The following is a 17,886-nucleotide window of genomic DNA, read 5'->3' as shown; positions in this document are numbered from 1 at the left end:
GGAAGCTCAGTCCGTTAGCAAAACTAATGCAATACAAATGCAATACAAATGCAATACAAATTCGATGCAATTCACGGCAATGCAATGCATTTCAATTCAATGCAAGGCAACCATCCCGTCGATTTCATCATTCCAACTCAACCCGACTGGCATTACTCACGATCCGTTTCACAGCCCCGATAATCCATTCCATCTCCACATATTGGTTGCGCGGCGCATTGTATTCGACGCCCCAGTAACCCTTGTATCCGCCTGCGAGCAGGCTCCGTACCTTCTCCTCCGCATCGGGATGAACCGCTGTTTTCGCGTCAAAATGAGTATGTACCGTCCATGGGGCAACCATCTCATCACCTTCAGCCTCATCAGCCTTCCATCTACCAAGATGAAGCAGAAAACCAAAAGCCGGATGATGGACTTCCTCGGCAAGCCGTTTCATTTCTCGCGGAAGCAGCGATGCGCCCATATGATTTTCCGGACCAATGGTATAACCGCCATCCGCTGCACGATTCGCATATTCCCGATAACGTTTAACGGTATACTCGAACTGTTCGCAAGTCATCGGCTCCGATCCCTTATAACTGCCGCCGGTGTCGATCCGCACGGTTTCGGCGCCCAGGATTTCAGCGGCATCCAGATGAACCAGCGCATTCTCATACAGCCTCTGCCGAATATCCGGGTCAGGATCCCATAGGTGCGCTCCGTCCACAGCAAAGTTGACCACCCTCATCTCTTTCTCATCCAGTGCCTCTCTGATTTTCCGGATGTAGCTCTTATCCGCAAGCCTATATTCGCTGTCGCCCCGATCGATAAAAAAACCGTTCCACAAATCAACCGCATCCATTCGGTACCGGTACTTCACTGTCTCCAAATAACCGAACACATCCATTTTGCCTTCCAGAAACGTATTATAAAAAGAATAACCGCCAATCGAAATGTTCAACTGAATACCTCCTCAGAGAATGGATGAAAGAACTAGCTTCCGTTTATCACACTTCCAAAACACCTACGCATCCTATCTTACTCGATGGTGTATTTAAGATGATGATATTCCCCGCCGGAGTGAAAACCTTTCTTCCTATACAACTGCTCCGCGAGATTTCCCGTCGTTACAAAAAGACGCAGCACAGGATAATCAGGCTCCAAGACGGTTAACGCCCTATCCAGCATCGCGCTCGCCAACCCCATTCCTCGATGTTGGGGTAATACTGCGATACTATAGACGAGTGGCAAGCCCTCCCATAAAGAGATCAAACATACGCCGACGATTTCTTCCGTTGTTCGGTCATATACTACGGAAGATGCTCCCAACAGCTTGGAGGGCACTACGTCAAAATATCGTGCCGCATCATCAGCATAAACCCCGACTTCCCGCTCATCCGGGCCATTAGCATATGCTTCCTTAAACACCTCTGCAATCTTAGACCTATCATCTATTGCCGGTTTTCTATGCAAATAATTGAGACTCATCGATGCGTCCAGCTCTTCGGTAGGCCGCATCATGCATTGCCTGGATTCAACCCGAACGAAACCCGTTTCACGAAAAGCGATCTCCTGCTCAGCCAGAACGTTATATGCATGCAGATCCTCTGTCAAATTCCAAGATTTGATGAGATGCCTCTTGATGTCATCGATCATCTTGGTGGTAATTAAATAGGGGGGATGCCAAATACAAGTCCGATGGAGTTGTCAGACAAATAAACCCCAGCCGCTTTATCGTCACCTGAGATAACCCAGTAACCGTCGTCCGAAGCCGATAAAACCTTGGTTAAATCACCCCAGCTCGGTCTAAACCAATTATTCTTATAATAGGTAGCAAAATATTTCGAGAACACCTTGCGATCCGCCTTTACTAATCTGTATTCCATAACTCCCCCTCCTTATACCCTTTTGAATTAGGCTCATTATATAGGTTGGAAGAAAAGTGGGCAAAGGGATTTATCATCTATAATAAAAAAATCAGGCATCGTGTCCAAGCTAAGATAGAATCAAACGAACCCCCAGGTATACAGCTGTTCCCCACATAATCAACGCTGATATTCGGTTCAACGTGGACAACCATGTCCCTGATGGATCCATCCTTCCCGCTGCCCTGCCTGCTATTCCAAGGCCCAAGAACCACAACCATGAAACTGCGATGCATACAACGGCAAAGACCACTTTATCCATCCCGGCATATTGGAGCGAGCTTGTGCCAATGACCCCCATCGTGTCCAGGACGGCATGCGGATTTAACAAGGATACGGACATGGCAAAAACAATCTGCTTCTTCGAGGTAAACGAACGAGCCTCTTCTTGCGCTTGACCCGAAGGTTTACTCTTCCAGGTCACGATCCCCATATAGACCAGGAAACAGATCCCCAATGAAAACAACACCGTTCGGATCCACTCGTATTCCAGAACAACAACGGATACTCCCAGAACCGCTAATGAGATCAGCAGCGTATCACATAGCGATGCGGTAATCATGGCGGGCAGTGCCTTGACGAAGCGGGCTTGTACCGCTCCCTGATTAAATACAAACACGTTCTGCACGCCCAAAGGAAGAATAAGACCTAAAGCTAGAATGAATCCATGTACAATGACACCTATCATATGCAAACAAACCTCCAACAAATATTTTTACCATTGTAATGGAGGTTTTTGCTTGCGTCTCCAACCAATTGGTTGGCGTTTGACCCAACCAATGAGTTATACTGAGGCATATTCCTACATGAAAGCGGGTTTACCTCTACCTATGGCTGAAGATTGGAAATTGAATAAGCACTCCGATGTGCCGCTTCATCAGCAAATTTATGATGATATCAAGCGCAGAATCATGAACGGGGAATGGCCGGTCGGAACCCGGATTCCCACGCAGCGTGATCTGGCTGCCAAATTTCAAGTTAACCGCAGCACCATTGTGTATGCGCTTGGTGAGCTCACCGCAGACGGTTTAATCGAATCCCGCGTGGGACAAGGGACCGTAATTATCAACAATACCTGGAGTTTACTCGCTGCGACACCTCCGCCTGATTGGAATCAATATGTGAAATCCGGCTCCTATCAGCCCAACATCCATATGATCCAGCAAATCAATCGTGCGGAAACCGATTCGGACATGATCCGTCTCGGAACAGGCGAGCTCTCGCCTGATCTCCTTCCGACTGACCACATGCGGGAGACGTTTAGCGGCAAGATGTCCGGCCGTTTCACCTTGGGCTACTCGGAACCGAAAGGGAGCCTGTACTTAAGAGAGATCATCAGTGAGCATCTGAAAAAGAAAGGGATTATCGCCTCCCCTGCTTCCATACTCATCGTCTCCGGCGGGCTGCAAGGCTTACAGCTGATCTCGCTGGGGCTGCTGCATCACGGCTCCTCCATTTTGGTGGAGAATCCCTCTTACCTGAACTCGATCCATGTGTTTCAATCCGCCGGCATGCATTTGCACGGCATCCCTATGGATGAGAACGGAATCCGAACGGAAGCCATCGGAAGACTCAAGCGCCAACACAGAGCTGCCCTGCTTTATACCATCCCTGCCTTTCATAACCCTACCGGAACGCTGATGTCTGCCGACAGGCGGGCAGAGCTGCTTCGGATTTGCGCACAGGAAAGGCTGCCCTTAATCGAGGATGACGTGTATGGGGATTTATGGCTAGATTCCCCCTCACCATCCCCTCTGAAGGCTTCGGATCAACAAGGCCTGGTGCTCTATATGGGCAGTATGTCCAAAACCCTGGGTCCCGGGCTGCGCATCGGATGGATCGTCGGGCCTGAGCCGGTAATCGACCGGCTGTCCGACATCAAAATGCAAACCGATTACGGCTCCAGCTCACTTTCCCAGCATGCCGTCGCCGAATGGCTCTCCAGCGGGTTATACGAGAATCATCTCGATCATATCCGGGCAGAGCTGATGAGACGCCGAGACTTTACCCTAGCGTTATTGGAGCAATATTTCCACGATATCGCACACTGGAATATCCCTCAAGGTGGATTCTATATTTGGCTTCGCATCAAGAACCTCCTCTCCATTCGCCCTTTATTTGAGCAGGCGCTGAAGGAGAGCATTCTGCTTAATCCGGGAAATATTTATGATCGTAACGACCAGCAGCATCTGCGCCTATCCTATGCTTACGCCTCGTACGATCAGCTGGAGAGCGGGCTTATCCGGCTTGCGGAGCTTATCCGACTCCATGCGTTGTAATGAAAAAAAGGGCGCTCCCGAGGTCTTTGGTCCACAGGGAAGGCCCTTTCCTTTTATCAGCGTGCCCGCTCCATAATCTCTAATCTATACCTGTCACCTACACATGACGCCGTTCCATCAGATTAATGCCTATGCCCATGCACAATACCCCAATGAGAAGCAATTTGGAAATCGGGATCCAGAGATCCGCAATGCCATAACCGTACACAGCTATTCCCGTTAATGCTTTCATGGCATGAGTCAGCGGTATGACTTCCGCGATGCCAAGCAGAATCGGATTGGTGATCGTGCCTGGCGGCATATATACCCCGCTGATAAGCGGCAGGATCGGAATGATGGACGGAAACAGCGTCCCAAATTGCTCGGGCGACTGCAATAGGCCGACGAAGAGCATGGATAACGCGACGATAGTCAGTATATAGATCACAATGACCAGCAGCAGCAAGCCGTAATGGTCTCCAAGGTCGAAGCCGAAACCATACCGAAAGATAAGCAGCACGATGATGATCTGCAAGACGCCGATCAAAGAGCTGTATAACAGGTGACCCATATACATCTCCGTTTTTCGGACAGGAGACAGAATCAGCCGATTCCAAACGCCGGAGGTTTTATCCTTCGTAATCGTGTTCACCTTGAAACCAACCGTAAACATGACTAAGAATAACGAAAATCCAAACAGCAGCTGAAGTCCCATATCATGACGAACGAGTTCTCCCCCACCCTGCGACTCGGATTGGAGACGCAAGGGTGGTTTCTCCATATAAGCATAAACGTGCTCGCGGAATTTCGCTTCATCTTGCACGTTTGCCGCTGCGGCCCGAAGCTGCTGCTCTCGTTCATATACCGTACGGAGATGCTGGTCAGCCAGCTGGACGTATGGGTTATCCATTGCGGCTATGATGCGATAATCGTCAGAGACCAGCTTCACGGCGAGATCCGCGCGTCCCTCGCGCACTTTTTTTCTTGCCGCCTGTTCATCCTGAATTCGAAATTCGAACGTATCGTTTTGATTCAGCAATTCGATCCACTTGGCCTCAGACTTTTCCACCGCCCCGTCTTCGGTGAAGATGTCAATCTTGATCTTGCTGTCAACGCTCCCTCCGAACATAAGCGTAGCTAATATGCTCAGACCGATGAACATGATGATCATCCACGGATTTCGCTTTTCTTTCATCCATTGCGATAATAAGATGGGAGCCATCAGATCCGCCCCCTTCTTGGAAAGATCCATAAACTCGCAGCTAGAATAACGATGAAGAATACCCCTTGGTACAGAATCGGCAGCCATAGCTCTTGAAACGGACTGCCCTGAATCCACTGAATCATGGACATTAAGGCCAAGCCGTTGGGGGTTACGCTGCCGATGTTCATGAGCCAATCCGGCAAAATATAGATCGGCACCAGATTCCCTCCGATGACGCCGAGCACAACAAGCAGTATGAATGAAATGCCGGTTGCCACATCAGCGTCCTTCATTCGGAACAGCATCGCTGTATAAAGCGCGGATAACGCCGCGACCGTTAGGCACAGCATGAAGATGAGGAGGGTCAAACCGATCCAGAAGATCAGGGATTTCCCCGGAAAAAGCTGAAACAGAAAGTGTGAGACCATGATCAGTACCCAAGATTGAAGCAAAGACATGCACAAGGTCGACCCAACCTTGCCGGACAAGTAGCGAAATGGATGGGTTCCGGCAAGAAGGAGACGCATAAATACCATCTCACGCTTTTCCGTGATCGATTTGGACGCCGTTGTTGTGGAGACGGACAGCGCAAAAAATATACTGACCGCCAGTGCGTAATATTGGAACGAGGTGATCATGTCCACACCTTCGATTTGTTCCAATCCGCCGACAGGGCTGTTCGCCAGTGCAAGCTCGCCCTCCCCCTTGCTTTCCTGTCCTTCCATTCCGCTGTCCAGCGCAGCCTGATAATTAACGGCACCTAAAAATCCATCCAGCATATTTTGCAGAATATTCACTTTCATCGAATTCTCTAGCGCCGTTAAAGTCAGAACCGCACCGTCCCCCTCATGCAGGAGAAGCTTGTTAAGTGCACCCAGCGTATATGCCTCAGGAATGGTTATGATGGCCTCCACTTTCTCTTCCTTCAGCTGTACTTGGGCAGTCTGGTCATCCAATGCAGCAACTTGAAGAAATTCTTCAACCTCATCGTCACCGAACATATTCATTAATAGGGCTTCCGGTTGGAAATTCGCGGCTGCTTTACTCAGTTCGTTCTTCTCTTCCGTACTGATCGACATATTCTTTAGGCTTTCTTGAAAGGCATGGACTCCCTCTTCATGTCGATCCTTCACGACCAATGCGACGCTCATCTCAAGGGATTCATTCGAATTCTCTACCCAATTCGGCAAGGCAAATCCGAGAACCAGGATTAGCGCTAATGGCATAAACAAAGCAATCAGCATCTCTTTCCGGTCTCTCCAATAGACGAGAAAGTCTTTTTTGAAAAATACGCCCAAACGTCCGTCCCTCCTCTCAATCCCGAAGCTTGCGGCCGGTCAAATGAAGAAATACATCCTCGAGACTTGGCGACTGGATATGAATATTCTGAATCTGTACCCCAAGGCGTTCCGCAGTCTGCACGATCCCGGACAGAATGTAACTGTTCTTCATGACAATGAGCTTCAGGCCATGTTCCGTCTCCTCAACCTGCCTGACGCTTTCAATGGATCGAAGCTCCTCGGCCAGCTCCGGATTTGGGCGATTCAGCTGGATGATCAGCGTATCCTCACCGGACAAGATGTGCTGCAGCTCCTCCTTCGTGCCTGAAGCGATAATCCGCCCGTGATCCATGATGTACATCCGGCTGCACAGCTGCTCTACCTCTTCCATGTAATGGCTTGTGTACAGTACCGTTGTCCCATTGTCCCGGTTTAAACGCCGGACGGTTTCAAGAATATGATTGCGGGACTGCGGATCAATGCCTACGGTCGGTTCATCCATGATGACGATTTGCGGATCATGCAGCAGAGCAGCTGCGATATTGATCCTCCTCTTCATGCCTCCGGAATAGGTTCTAATTAACTCCTTCTGGCGATCCCGAAGGCCGACCGTCTCAAGCAGCTCCTGAATTTTTATCTCCAATTCCTTTCCGTTCAATCCATATACGCGCCCGAAAAATTTAAGGTTTTCATACGAGGTCAATTCCTCATACAAGGCAATTTCCTGAGGCACCACGCCTAATACGGTGCGAATGTCCTGCGGATGCTTAAGCACGCTTTTGCCGTTCAGGCGTACATCGCCGCCCGTCGGTTTCAGCAAGGATGATATCATGGAGATGGTTGTCGATTTCCCGGCGCCGTTCGGACCGATCAATCCGACGGATTCCCCCCGGTCCAGATACAGGCTGACTTCCTCCACAGCAGTCTTGCCCTTAAACACTTTTCGAAGTTCTACGGTTTCCAGCATCATGTCTCCCCCCGTTCTCGATATGAACACCTAAGCTGTCTTGGTGCCCTTCGTTCATATCGTCCACAGCTACAAGTGTATATGCAAAAAGGCAGTGCCATCACTGCCCTCGGTCATTGCTTTGATTCCGAACCATGACTTCCGTCATGTTAGATTCGGATTTAACAGGGTATCGCCTTCTCTCGCGAATCAAACCACATTGTGCCGTATGGCATAAATCGCCAGCTGCGTCCGGTCTCTTACATCAAGTTTGTCCATAATCTGGCTGACGTGATTCTTGACCGTTCCGATCGACAAACCCAGCTCGTCTGCGATTTCGCGGTTGCTGCGCCCTTCCCCTACCAGACGTATGATGGACAGCTCCCGCGGGGTAATCGAAGCATCAACGACGGGTGCTTTCTTCTCTTCCAGAAGTTTAGGAATCACCTTGGCCGCCACATCCTCCTGGAGCGACAACCCGCCGCTCAAGCAGCTTCGAATCGAGCGAATCAACGCCTCCGGCTCCGCCTCCTTCAGCATGTACCCGCTAGCCCCGCTCTTTAGCGCCTCGACCGCATACTGGTCGTCGTTAAACGTCGTCAGCATCAGCACTTTCGTCTTTGGCCATCGTGAACGTATGATGCGAGCAGCCTCCAATCCGTTCATCTCCGGCATTCGGATATCCAGCACAACGACGTCAAAGATATGGTTTTCGCATAATGCTACAGCCTCTTTGCCGTTGCCAGCTTCACCGGCAACCAGCATATCCGAATCGCTTTCGATCATCATCTTCAGACCTTGACGAACCATGGCCTGATCCTCTGCCAATAATATACGTATCAGCGGACTCCCTCCTCTATGAACTTGGACATGAATAACGTTCCGCGAACGATAAATTGGTTGTCGTACTGAGAGATTTGAAGCTCGCCCCCAGCCTCTTCCATTCGCTCTCGCATCGCTTTTAAACCATAGCCCTCCCGGTATGTATCGCGTCTCCGGTGATACGGATTGCTTACCTCAAAACGAAATATCCCGCCTCCAGGCGCTTCAAACATGATATGCACTTCTCGAGTGCTCCCATGCTTCATCGCATTGGTCATGGCTTCCTGAACCGCACGGTATACCGCAATGGATTGGATATTGTTTAAAGGCACAGTAAGTGCTCCATGCCGCGCCGTTAGCGTTACGCGCATAAAGCTCTCGGATTCCAAGCGCCGGAGAAGTCCAATGATCGCGGGCAGTCCGCTGGTCTCCTGCTGTTTCATGGATTTCACCGCATTCCTGGTCTCCTCCAGACTTTCCTTGGCAAGGGCTTTGAGCCCCTTCAGAACCTCGGCGGTTTCCCCGTCTGCCTGCATCCGGTGCATCTCCAGCTGCATGAGCAGCGCCGTTAATTTATGCCCGACGGAGTCATGGATATCGCGCCCGACCTGAGCCCGCTCCTCCTGCCTCGCATGCTGCTCGTCCGTTATAAGACGACGTTTCATATTACGGTATTCACTGAGCAGCGTTTCATTTCGAACAACCGATTCTTCATAACGGGACCAGGTGGTGCGAAACAGGGTAAGAGCAATCGCGAGAATAACAGAGTAAAGCGCGAGAAACAGCCATGGTAATCCGGAGTATCCTAACAAGCCGGGTGCGATGGCACCTGCGGTCAGGACTAATCCTATGCAGGCGGCATGAACGGCGGAGAGCCGATACACGGCTTTTCCCGCAAGAATGGAATAAACCAGCAGAATATACGGGTCAGTTGCATTCGTAGTGGTAGGCCATAAGGAGATCACGGAACATATTGACGCAATGAGCAGTGTGATAAATAGCATTGCAGGCTTGGCGCGGTATAACGGCGATAAAAAAAAGCCAGTGAAGAAAATGGCGCTGCTCCCCAATCTCCAAGGCAATTGATCCGGATTAACATGCTGGAGTACTGGAATGAAGGCGCATAGCCAGCTTAAAAGAAGAAATAAAAACCATATCCAGAACGACCGCACATGCTCTCCTCTCTTTCCTATCAAGAGTTTCACAATTTACAATAAAAAATACCGTTCCAAATTTTAGTTATATCATATCACAAGCCTATTCGATACTTTTGGGGAAATAAGTAAATTGGAAATAAAAAATCGCTTCGATATTATTGTGAAAAAATATACATACAGGCCTAAACCCTTATCAATACTGGGATTTATTCGACAAGCTCAGAGGGCAATCACAGCGAAAAACAGGCCTAAAATTGTGACGAAACTGGTAACTCTCGTGAAAGTTTGAACAATGTATGAACTGCCCCGAAACCGCGCCACTACAATGATTTCGCTCACAACCATCCCCTTTTGTAACAATTTGAACACATAAAATTACATACATTGACACGAATATGGATTTATCTGTTAATTATACAAGTTTATGTGTTTTGCAAAGCCGACCGGAACTTTCTACTATAGATGTGTCAGTAACATTGAATCGAACGAACGTTTCAAGGAAAGGGGTACATCATGAACAAAAGAGGGCCGTTATTTGCATTGTTTTTAGGCTTTACCTTGCTCTTATCGGGATGCAGCTCGCTCACGGTATTAGATCCCAAAGGACCGGCTGCCAGAACCCTATCCGATACAATCATATTCTCCATTCTCATGATGGTCGGAATTCTAGCGGTAGTTTACGCGCTCTATATCTACATGCTCACCAAATACCGAGCCAAGAAATCCAACGAAGGTTACGAACCGCCTCATGAAGAGGGTAACAAATGGCTGGAGATTCTGTGGACTGCCATACCGATCCTGATCGTTGCCGTGCTATCGGTCGTAACCGTCAAAACGACGGTGGCCGTCGAGAACGTGCCGGAAGGTTATGAGAACCAAGAGCCTTTGGTCATTTACGCTTCCTCTTCGAACTGGAAATGGCATTTCAGCTATCCGGAAGAAGGAATTGAGACCGTCAATTACGTCAACATTCCAACCAATCGTCCGATTGAGTTCAGACTGTATTCATTCGGTCCGATCACGAGCTTCTGGATCCCTCAGCTTCACGGGCAGAAGTACGCGATGAGCGACATGATCACGAAGCTGAACATGGTGGCCGACGTACCGGGTTCCATGATGGGCCGTAACGCGAACTTCAACGGCGAAGGCTTTGCCCATATGGAGTTCGAAGCCCTTGCCATGACCTCGGCCGAGTACGATGAGTGGGTTAAGGATGTAAAGGACACCGCGCCTGAACTGAAGGAAGACGAGTTCAAGAAGCTTCTGGACACCGCGCATGTCGGACGAATGACCTTCTCCAACACGCATCTGGATTTCAGCCCGCCGCCATCCGAAGACCATCACCATGGCGGTGATGTCAACGGCAATGAGGAGCATCAGGACCATAAAGACGTCCACCCGGATCCTGCAACAACGGAAGAAACGGAATTTGACAGCGAAACGAACGTGGATCCAAACGAACCGCTGCCGAACTTCCCGGCTGAAGAAAGCCCAAATCATCAACATGAAGGACATTAAATCGGTGAGTGAATCATGGTTCTCCCGATCTACTTCATACATCCAGAAAGGAGCTAGGCCTTTATGAAATGGGACGAATTTTTCGTTACCGGTGATCCGTTAATTTACGGCGCCATGGTGAGTATCGTGCTCGTCTCGCTCGCAATCCTCTTCGGTTTGACCTATTACAAGAAGTGGGGATATATGTGGCGGGAATGGCTGACAACCGTGGATCACAAAAGAATCGGGGTCATGTACATCATCTGTGCATTGATCATGCTGTTCCGCGGGGGCGTCGACGCGATCATGATGCGCGCGCAGACCGCCGCACCGGAGATGAAGTTTCTGACCGGTCAGCATTATAATGAAGTATTCACGACTCACGGGGTCATCATGATCCTCTTTATGGCCATGCCGTTTATCTTCGGTCTGATGAACGTCATCATTCCGCTTCAGATCGGTGCCCGTGACGTAGCTTTCCCTAAACTGAACGCAATCAGCTTCTGGCTGTTCTTCGCCGGAGCCATGCTGTTCAACATTTCCTTCGTTATCGGAGGTTCGCCGGATGCCGGCTGGTCCGCTTACTTCCCGCTGGCCAGTATCGAATTCAGTCCGACGGTCGGCAACAACTACTACTCTCTGTCGCTACAGATTTCAGGGATTGGTACCTTGCTGACAGGCCTTAACTTTATCGTAACGATCCTGAAGATGCGCGCGCCGGGCATGACCCTGATGCGCATGCCGATGTTCACATGGTCGGTATTGATTACTTGCGTCATCATTATCTTTGCTTTCCCTGTGCTTACGATTGCGCTCCTGCTTATGATGTTCGACCGCATCTTCGGTTCGCAATTCTTCACGATGGCCAACGGCGGCATGGATATGCTATGGGCCAACCTGTTCTGGGTATGGGGACACCCTGAGGTATACATTGTCATACTACCGGCTTTCGGTATTTTCAGTGAGATTATCTCAACTTTTTCCAAAAAGAACTTGTACGGTTACAGCTCCATGGTATTGAGTATGGCGATTATTTCCGGCTTGTCCTTCCTGGTATGGGCCCACCATTTCTACACGATGGGTCAAGGGGCCATGGTCAACGGCTTCTTCTCCATCACAACGATGGCGATCGCCGTACCGACCGGGATCAAAATATTCAACTGGCTCTTCACGCTTCGCAAGGGTCGAATCAGCTTTACGACGCCGATGCTCTACTCCCTTGCCTTTATTCCGATCTTCACGATCGGCGGCGTAACCGGCGTCATGCTGGCGATGGCCAGTGCGGACTATCAATATCACAATACGATGTTCCTGGTTGCCCACTTCCACTATGTGCTCATTCCAGGCGCCGTATTCGCCGTCATTGCCGGTTTCCATTACTGGTTCCCTAAAGTGTTCGGCTTCCGTCTGAACGAAAAGCTTGGCAAAATCGCATTCTGGTTCATTGCCATCTCATTTAACGTAACGTTCTTCCCGATGTTCTTCCTGGGACTTATGGGGATGACCCGTCGTACGTACACCTATTCAGCTGAAACCGGCTTTGGCCCGCTGAATATGCTGTCGATGGTCGGCGCCGTCGGCCTGGCGATCGGATTCATCATTCTGGTATACAACATCTACTGGAGTACACGTTACGAGCCGCGCGATAAAACAGGAGATCCATGGGATGCACGCGCACTGGAATGGTCTACGCCAAGTCCGGTTCCGGTATACAACTTTGCAGTAACGCCGAAAGTCAAAGGCCGCGACGCCTACTGGTTCTCGAAGAAAAACAACGAGCCGCTTTCAGATGAGAAAATTACCAAAATTCACATGCCAAGCAACACCGGTAAGCCGTTTATACTGGGTATCGCCTTCTTCTTCCTTGGCTTCTTCCTGGTATTCAGCTGGTGGATTCCATCCATCGTTGCCGGTATCGCGGTATTGATCATTATGGCTACCATGTCCTTCGACCGTGATCACGGGTACTACATTCCGGTTGAAGAGATTGTTCAAACCGAACAGAAACTGCGGGGTGATACGGTATGAAAATAGATGCCACTCAGCCGCTGGAATATGGAACAGAGGAAAACCGTAATCGTATCTTCGGCTTCTGGCTGTTCCTCGGAGCTGAAATCGCGCTCTTTGCTACCTTGTTTACCGTCTACTTCGTTCTCGTAAACCGCTTTGCCAGCGGTCCGAGCGGAGCGGAAATCTTTGAAATTACACCGGTCCTGCTTGAGACGTTCCTGCTCTTAACGAGCAGCTTCACGATCGGTTTGGCTGTTCATGCGATGCGTCTGGGACTGAAAAAGCAAACGATGATCTTTATGGTCATCACCCTGCTGCTGGGTGCGGGCTTCCTTGGGATCGAGATCTTCGAATTTTTCACCTATGTGCATGAAGGAGTAACGCTCTCAACGAGCGCCTTCTCCTCCAGCTTGTTCACATTGCTTGGCACGCACGGAGCTCACGTTACCTTCGGTCTCCTGTGGGGAACTGCCATTCTGATTCAACTTAAAAAGCATGGGCTGGATCATTCCACAGCCAACAAGTCCTTTATCTTCTCGCTCTACTGGCACTTCCTGGACGTTGTGTGGATCTTCATTTTCAGCTTTGTGTATCTGAAAGGACTGATGTGACATGATAAAACAGCTGTTTCCAATTAAGCATGTAGCGGGTTATATATCGTCTCTCGTCCTTTCAGCGGTTGCGCTCGTCGTTCTGCTGGATATGCCGGCAGCTTCGAAATTGGCCGTTCTGCTGGTTACCTCGATCCTGCAGGCAGCCGTTCAGCTTATGCTGTTCATGCACGTCGGGGAAAGTGATGACAAAAAGTCCGTTTACATCAACATTGCCTTCGCTTTGTTTGTCGGCCTTGTCACGATCTTCGGAACGCTGTTCATCTTCATATGGGGCTGGTACGCTTAAGACCCGCGAGTCTTTGTGAACTTGTAACGTAACGATGAACGTCCGCATCCCGATAATTTCATCCAATAACAAAGAGGGTGTTCCAAAAGATCTTAGATCTGGCGGGATGCCCTCTTTTTCTACTAAGAGACGCTGCGTGTACGAATTGTTCCTCCCATCGCTGTTGTCCCCAAATTTCTTGGAATGGTTTGAAGTAAGGAAGAAATTCGGGGACAAAGGCAACCGCTCTCGCTTGTCCGGAATCGTTTCGTCTTCTCCGCTGCGTGGTGCGGAAACATACTTTAGACAAACGAAAAGAAACCGTTTCTTGGTAAAATGGAAGTGCTACCCGCCATTTACGAAAGGAACGGTTTCTTTACATTCAATACACCATGGGCCAACTTCACCTGCAATGGACTTGGAAGACGACATTAGTCACGCCCTGCATCCATATCCAAAATTTCATCAATCTCACTCTGGAGCTTCGTGGTCAAGGTCTGTTCGTCTCCAATGATCCAAGCGTGATTATAAGGAGCTTCCAGCGGAGACGTGCCGCTCTGATGCCGTATGGATTCTACATACTTCGTAATGGAGCGTGGCACCCCGTCGCGTTCCGTAAACAATAAAGGTGCTCGCTTACCCATATGGGACAAAGGAGCAGCTGCTATGGACAATATGGGTGAATCTGGTGTCGAGAACGAGAGGCTGTATCCTGGCGATTGAACGCCCCAACCAAAGCCTGTTGCGGGATCATGGAACTGTGCAAAATGAATGGCGTTCTCGAATGGGTCATCCCCGGATATTCGCGTTACCTTCCCATATTGCCGCAGCTCGTCCTCTACGGCCCGGGATACCACCTTTTCCGGGCCGATAATATATATATTCGCTTTTCCTTTTCGCTTATGAAGCGCCTGTGCCGTCTCTTCAGGCACATTCTTCTCGCGGACATACAGCATCGTTTCCGGCATATGCGCAATCCAGCTCACCGCAGGGAGCGTATAGTCCGGACGATCCATCGATCCGACAATAACCGAGGTGGGTACAGATCCGGATACCTTAGCGGCGTATTCATCGATAGCGGCTGCAGCTTCTTCAGGTTCCCCGGCAGGAATGTGATCGGTCTTATATTCAAGCCCGTTCAGCTCCTTCATCACCCTGTCCGAGATCGGGCCGACGGTGATAATCTCAATGCCCTTGTTATGCTCCGATCCCCTTGGCTTCAACCGTCTCAGCTCTTCCAGTGTCTCCTTGGGAATCCCCTCTTCCTCCACAAACAGCAGAGGTCCCTCGTTAAGCTGCGTCAGATCGACGCTCACAGCCGCTATGGACCAGTGAGCCGAATCCACCAGGGTCACCGTCTGCGGTCGACTATGCTCATTCGTGGACTGCCACAGCGTCTTGGAGGTCAGTACGGCCGCACTTACAGGATCGGATGTATTCAATCGGATGGTGTTCTTCGTAGCAGACCAAGGTACAGGAACATCCTTCAGCAGCTCTTTGCTGTGAACAGCCGAGGGAATGGAGGGCTCGGAATGACTTTGCGTTTGACTCCATGCGAGAATGCCTGCCGTTAACAGGGCAAGAGCCCAGCCGGCGATCATTTTTTTCACCGTAAATTCCTCCTGTCTCACAATAAAGGTCTCTAGGATAGATCTCTTCCACCCTTGATGCTGTTACAGCTACAGATCTTCCATTAACTTCTCCTCATCCATATCCAGTGGCAGACCCAGGCGGTCATTGGATCGGTTTCGCATCCATTGTTCCTTCAGCATCTTCACAAACACGTCATCCCTGGACAGCCAGACGCCATACTGCCGCTTCATGTGCCGCTCTGCCTCCTCGAACGATCCGAACCGGAATGGGAGGGGTTCTCCATTCCACTCGACAATCCATTCTCCGGCGTTGGCATAAACAAACAGCAGATCCTCGCCCCAGCTTTCGTACAGAACGCCGGACTCCGCCCCCTTCATGTTGAACTGATTCCTCGAAGCATCGAACCGGATCGGTTCCAGCTCGAACGGATCAGCAGCAAATAACTGATACACTTCCTCCGTAATCGTGCACCCCGCTGCTTTGGGATGGCCGCCTCCTCCGTACCTCATCGCCACTTCGGACACATCCACGTGATCATGACTCGTGCGAAGGCTCATTTTCCTTCCCCCCATGTTCAAGATGGCAATGTAGTCAAGGTGGGGATATGTCGTTCCCAGCTCGCTGGCAAGTTCAGAATGATAGGATTCGGCATAAACGATGCCTACGCAATGCTCCCCCACGAAGGTCTGAATGAGTTCTCGCTGCTTGCGGCGGATATAACGATCAATTTTATTCTCTTCCATGTCCAATATTTTTTCTTCAAACTCATCGAAGAAGAAGCCCCCTTGCTCCCGCAGACGCTGCGTCATCTTGCTCTCAAATTCGTCAAGGGACAACATAAAGAACAGATCATTCAGGCGTTTAGCCTCAATCTTCTGGTTCTCTTCCCATTCCCACGTATCATAGAGGCGGACGAGTTCTACGAATTCGTCCAGCGCTTCACTTCTGCCCAGATGTCCATGCTCAATTAAATATTCGTAAAATAGTGAGGTTGCCGATGCCAATCGGCCGTCCCGATGCGTGATGTCCACTTGGCCCCAGCTATATTCATTCAAGTGAAGAGCCGTTTTGTGGTGATCGATCAGCTGCACCTGCCCTCCCTCTTCAACAAACACGTTCAGTTCCTTCTCCATATCCGGAGCGACCGACAAATCCGTAATAAACAACACATCATACGGATTTTCCTGCACGGAAGTCCGGTTCAAATACCTTGCAACTTGTTGATTCAAACCGTGAATGGAGTTGTAACGGACATCAATTCCTTCACCGAAAGCGCATTTGGCGATAATGCCGCAACCGACACCATCCAGATCATTATGGCTATATAGATGATACATAGGTGACTTCCTCCAAACAGTAGGTGGAATGATTAGCTGATCCTGTCTTTCATCCCTTTACGGTTCCCTAAAATCTGTCGTTTTAACCCTTTTAACCCTTGTGGGCCCCACCCGAGGTTACCATGGAACAAAAAAAGAAGCGGTTCTAGCAGCCGCTTCTTTTTGGATCATATAATATTATGCCTGTTGGACAGGTCTCGGTCCTTTGGATGCCTTAACCTCATACATGCCGTGGCTGGAGCTGATCACATGCTCCGGCTGCGGCTTGCCGCGGTTATCACGGTGTCCTTGAATATGCGCGGGACTGGTTTCCCAGCGTTTCCACGCTTCTTTGGATTCCCAGCGAATCATGACGATGACTTCTTCGGTTTCGTCGGTACGCTTTGCATTCTTAACAAGGACGCTCAGATCGATGAAACCTTCAATTTCTTCAATAGGTCCCGGCTTGCTGAAACGCTCAACAACCAGATTGGATGTGCCTGCTTTAACAATAATCGTTTTCGTCTCGATCAACATATTCAACGAACACTCCCTTAGCGAAAATAACCGTACAAATGAACGATATTTATCCATTTTAAATGATAACGATTATCATTGTCAAATTCTATGCCTCAACCGAAAACTAAAAAAATCTGACCAGCAAAAGCCTGCTGATCAGATCATCATTAATTCAGTGATGCGTGCTGCATGGAATGGCAAGCCGTACAATCCTCCTGCAGATAAAAAAGCGAAGTAAAGCCGGCCTTCTTCAGCTTGCGCGCAGCGAGAATTCCATCCGAGCGCTTGGGCGTTACTATCACCACGGAGTCATCAGGTTTCAGCTCCTGCTCCCACACATACGGCAATCTGCCGAGAGAGATGTTAATCGTTTCTTTCCGCGGACAGGCCATATATTCGGATACATCGCGTACATCGAGCATTTTCAGATTCGGACACTCCTTCCGAGCCTGTCGAAGATCACTGCACTTCATGAACCGTAAACCAGTTATAGGTACATAC

Annotated in this window: 18 protein-coding genes; 5 read left to right on the top strand and 13 right to left on the bottom strand. The window is 49.7% G+C overall.

Annotation, left to right across the window (positions count from 1 at the left end):
• Positions 1–127 precede the first annotated feature (127 nt).
• The 4 genes from OHJ21_RS04960 to OHJ21_RS04945 all read right to left on the bottom strand — a co-directional run bounded on the left by OHJ21_RS04960 (position 128) and on the right by OHJ21_RS04945 (position 2,592).
• Positions 128–940: a sugar phosphate isomerase/epimerase family protein gene (locus tag OHJ21_RS04960; RefSeq protein ID WP_486019398.1), complete on the bottom strand. Its 813-nt coding sequence runs from the start codon at positions 938–940 to the stop codon at positions 128–130.
• Between the two features lie 77 nt (positions 941–1,017).
• Complete coding sequence (locus OHJ21_RS04955) at positions 1,018–1,593, bottom strand: GNAT family N-acetyltransferase (RefSeq protein WP_486019397.1); 576 nt, start codon at positions 1,591–1,593, stop codon at positions 1,018–1,020.
• 53 nt (positions 1,594–1,646) lie between these two features.
• Entirely contained in the window at positions 1,647–1,865 is a 219-nt protein-coding gene (locus OHJ21_RS04950) for a hypothetical protein (protein ID WP_486019396.1), read from the bottom strand.
• A 109-nt stretch (positions 1,866–1,974) separates the two neighbouring features.
• On the bottom strand, positions 1,975–2,592 hold the full coding sequence (locus OHJ21_RS04945) for a LysE/ArgO family amino acid transporter (RefSeq protein ID WP_100536582.1): 618 nt from the start codon (positions 2,590–2,592) through the stop codon (positions 1,975–1,977).
• A 142-nt stretch (positions 2,593–2,734) separates the two neighbouring features.
• On the opposite strand from OHJ21_RS04945, the gene pdxR reads away from it, so the two are divergent.
• Positions 2,735–4,183 (top strand): MocR-like pyridoxine biosynthesis transcription factor PdxR, encoded by a 1,449-nt coding sequence (gene pdxR / locus OHJ21_RS04940; RefSeq protein WP_486019395.1) that lies wholly within the window; start codon positions 2,735–2,737, stop codon positions 4,181–4,183.
• 97 nt (positions 4,184–4,280) lie between these two features.
• Here the strand turns inward: pdxR and OHJ21_RS04935 are convergent, their stop codons facing one another.
• From OHJ21_RS04935 to OHJ21_RS04915, 5 genes are all read right to left on the bottom strand, one after another.
• Positions 4,281–5,384, bottom strand: coding sequence for an ABC transporter permease (locus tag OHJ21_RS04935; RefSeq protein ID WP_165789610.1), 1,104 nt, complete (start codon positions 5,382–5,384; stop codon positions 4,281–4,283).
• Positions 5,384–6,664 carry an ABC transporter permease gene (locus OHJ21_RS04930; RefSeq protein ID WP_486019394.1) on the bottom strand — a complete coding sequence of 427 codons (1,281 nt, stop codon included), beginning with the start codon at positions 6,662–6,664 and terminating at the stop codon, positions 5,384–5,386. The genes OHJ21_RS04935 and OHJ21_RS04930 overlap by 1 nt, the downstream gene beginning before the upstream one ends.
• A 16-nt stretch (positions 6,665–6,680) precedes the next feature.
• A complete protein-coding gene (locus tag OHJ21_RS04925; protein ID WP_394056602.1) occupies positions 6,681–7,613 on the bottom strand; it encodes an ABC transporter ATP-binding protein in 933 nt (310 codons plus the stop codon).
• 189 nt (positions 7,614–7,802) lie between these two features.
• Complete coding sequence (locus OHJ21_RS04920) at positions 7,803–8,435, bottom strand: response regulator (RefSeq protein WP_100536577.1); 633 nt, start codon at positions 8,433–8,435, stop codon at positions 7,803–7,805.
• Entirely contained in the window at positions 8,432–9,379 is a 948-nt protein-coding gene (locus OHJ21_RS04915) for a sensor histidine kinase (protein WP_486019393.1), read from the bottom strand. The genes OHJ21_RS04920 and OHJ21_RS04915 overlap by 4 nt, the downstream gene beginning before the upstream one ends.
• 705 nt (positions 9,380–10,084) lie before the next feature.
• On the opposite strand from OHJ21_RS04915, the gene qoxA reads away from it, so the two are divergent.
• From qoxA to qoxD, 4 genes are all read left to right on the top strand, one after another.
• The gene (qoxA, locus tag OHJ21_RS04910) at positions 10,085–11,089 is read left to right on the top strand and encodes a cytochrome aa3 quinol oxidase subunit II (protein WP_486019392.1); all 1,005 of its coding nucleotides are present in this window, start codon (positions 10,085–10,087) and stop codon (positions 11,087–11,089) included.
• A 63-nt stretch (positions 11,090–11,152) separates the two neighbouring features.
• Positions 11,153–13,096 carry a cytochrome aa3 quinol oxidase subunit I gene (gene qoxB / locus OHJ21_RS04905; RefSeq protein WP_100536574.1) on the top strand — a complete coding sequence of 648 codons (1,944 nt, stop codon included), beginning with the start codon at positions 11,153–11,155 and terminating at the stop codon, positions 13,094–13,096.
• Complete coding sequence (gene qoxC / locus OHJ21_RS04900; RefSeq protein WP_100536573.1) at positions 13,093–13,689, top strand: cytochrome aa3 quinol oxidase subunit III; 597 nt, start codon at positions 13,093–13,095, stop codon at positions 13,687–13,689. The genes qoxB and qoxC overlap by 4 nt, the downstream gene beginning before the upstream one ends.
• Position 13,690: 1 nt before the next feature.
• Positions 13,691–13,978 (top strand): cytochrome aa3 quinol oxidase subunit IV, encoded by a 288-nt coding sequence (gene qoxD, locus OHJ21_RS04895; RefSeq protein WP_486019391.1) that lies wholly within the window; start codon positions 13,691–13,693, stop codon positions 13,976–13,978.
• A 410-nt stretch (positions 13,979–14,388) separates the two neighbouring features.
• On the opposite strand, the gene OHJ21_RS04890 is transcribed toward qoxD, so the two are convergent.
• The 4 genes from OHJ21_RS04890 to OHJ21_RS04875 all read right to left on the bottom strand — a co-directional run bounded on the left by OHJ21_RS04890 (position 14,389) and on the right by OHJ21_RS04875 (position 17,858).
• A complete protein-coding gene (locus tag OHJ21_RS04890) occupies positions 14,389–15,558 on the bottom strand; it encodes a cell wall-binding repeat-containing protein (RefSeq protein ID WP_486020994.1) in 1,170 nt (389 codons plus the stop codon).
• A 78-nt stretch (positions 15,559–15,636) separates the two neighbouring features.
• On the bottom strand, positions 15,637–16,887 hold the full coding sequence (locus tag OHJ21_RS04885) for a DHH family phosphoesterase (protein WP_486019390.1): 1,251 nt from the start codon (positions 16,885–16,887) through the stop codon (positions 15,637–15,639).
• 177 nt (positions 16,888–17,064) lie between these two features.
• Entirely contained in the window at positions 17,065–17,403 is a 339-nt protein-coding gene (locus tag OHJ21_RS04880) for an antibiotic biosynthesis monooxygenase (RefSeq protein ID WP_127591088.1), read from the bottom strand.
• A gap of 149 nt (positions 17,404–17,552) precedes the next feature.
• Positions 17,553–17,858 carry a rhodanese-like domain-containing protein gene (locus OHJ21_RS04875; RefSeq protein ID WP_486019389.1) on the bottom strand — a complete coding sequence of 102 codons (306 nt, stop codon included), beginning with the start codon at positions 17,856–17,858 and terminating at the stop codon, positions 17,553–17,555.
• Positions 17,859–17,886 lie beyond the last annotated feature (28 nt).

It is taken from the genome of Virgibacillus sp. LDC1, from assembly GCF_025792345.1.
Classification (GTDB): domain Bacteria; phylum Bacillota; class Bacilli; order Paenibacillales; family Paenibacillaceae; genus Paenibacillus_AQ; species Paenibacillus_AQ lautus.
This window is presented reverse-complemented; position numbering and strand designations above follow the sequence as displayed.

Coding starts and splice junctions, on each gene's coding strand:
- OHJ21_RS04945 (WP_100536582.1), bottom strand. CDS start 2,592: ATGATAGGTGTCATTGTACATGGATTCATTCTAGCTTTAGGTCTTATT.
- qoxB (WP_100536574.1), top strand. CDS start 11,153: ATGAAATGGGACGAATTTTTCGTTACCGGTGATCCGTTAATTTACGGC.
- qoxA (WP_486019392.1), top strand. CDS start 10,085: ATGAACAAAAGAGGGCCGTTATTTGCATTGTTTTTAGGCTTTACCTTG.
- pdxR (WP_486019395.1), top strand. CDS start 2,735: ATGGCTGAAGATTGGAAATTGAATAAGCACTCCGATGTGCCGCTTCAT.
- OHJ21_RS04890 (WP_486020994.1), bottom strand. CDS start 15,558: ATGATCGCCGGCTGGGCTCTTGCCCTGTTAACGGCAGGCATTCTCGCA.
- OHJ21_RS04880 (WP_127591088.1), bottom strand. CDS start 17,403: ATGTTGATCGAGACGAAAACGATTATTGTTAAAGCAGGCACATCCAAT.
- OHJ21_RS04950 (WP_486019396.1), bottom strand. CDS start 1,865: ATGGAATACAGATTAGTAAAGGCGGATCGCAAGGTGTTCTCGAAATAT.
- OHJ21_RS04875 (WP_486019389.1), bottom strand. CDS start 17,858: ATGAAGTGCAGTGATCTTCGACAGGCTCGGAAGGAGTGTCCGAATCTG.
- OHJ21_RS04935 (WP_165789610.1), bottom strand. CDS start 5,384: ATGGCTCCCATCTTATTATCGCAATGGATGAAAGAAAAGCGAAATCCG.
- OHJ21_RS04925 (WP_394056602.1), bottom strand. CDS start 7,613: ATGCTGGAAACCGTAGAACTTCGAAAAGTGTTTAAGGGCAAGACTGCT.
- qoxD (WP_486019391.1), top strand. CDS start 13,691: ATGATAAAACAGCTGTTTCCAATTAAGCATGTAGCGGGTTATATATCG.
- qoxC (WP_100536573.1), top strand. CDS start 13,093: ATGAAAATAGATGCCACTCAGCCGCTGGAATATGGAACAGAGGAAAAC.
- OHJ21_RS04885 (WP_486019390.1), bottom strand. CDS start 16,887: ATGTATCATCTATATAGCCATAATGATCTGGATGGTGTCGGTTGCGGC.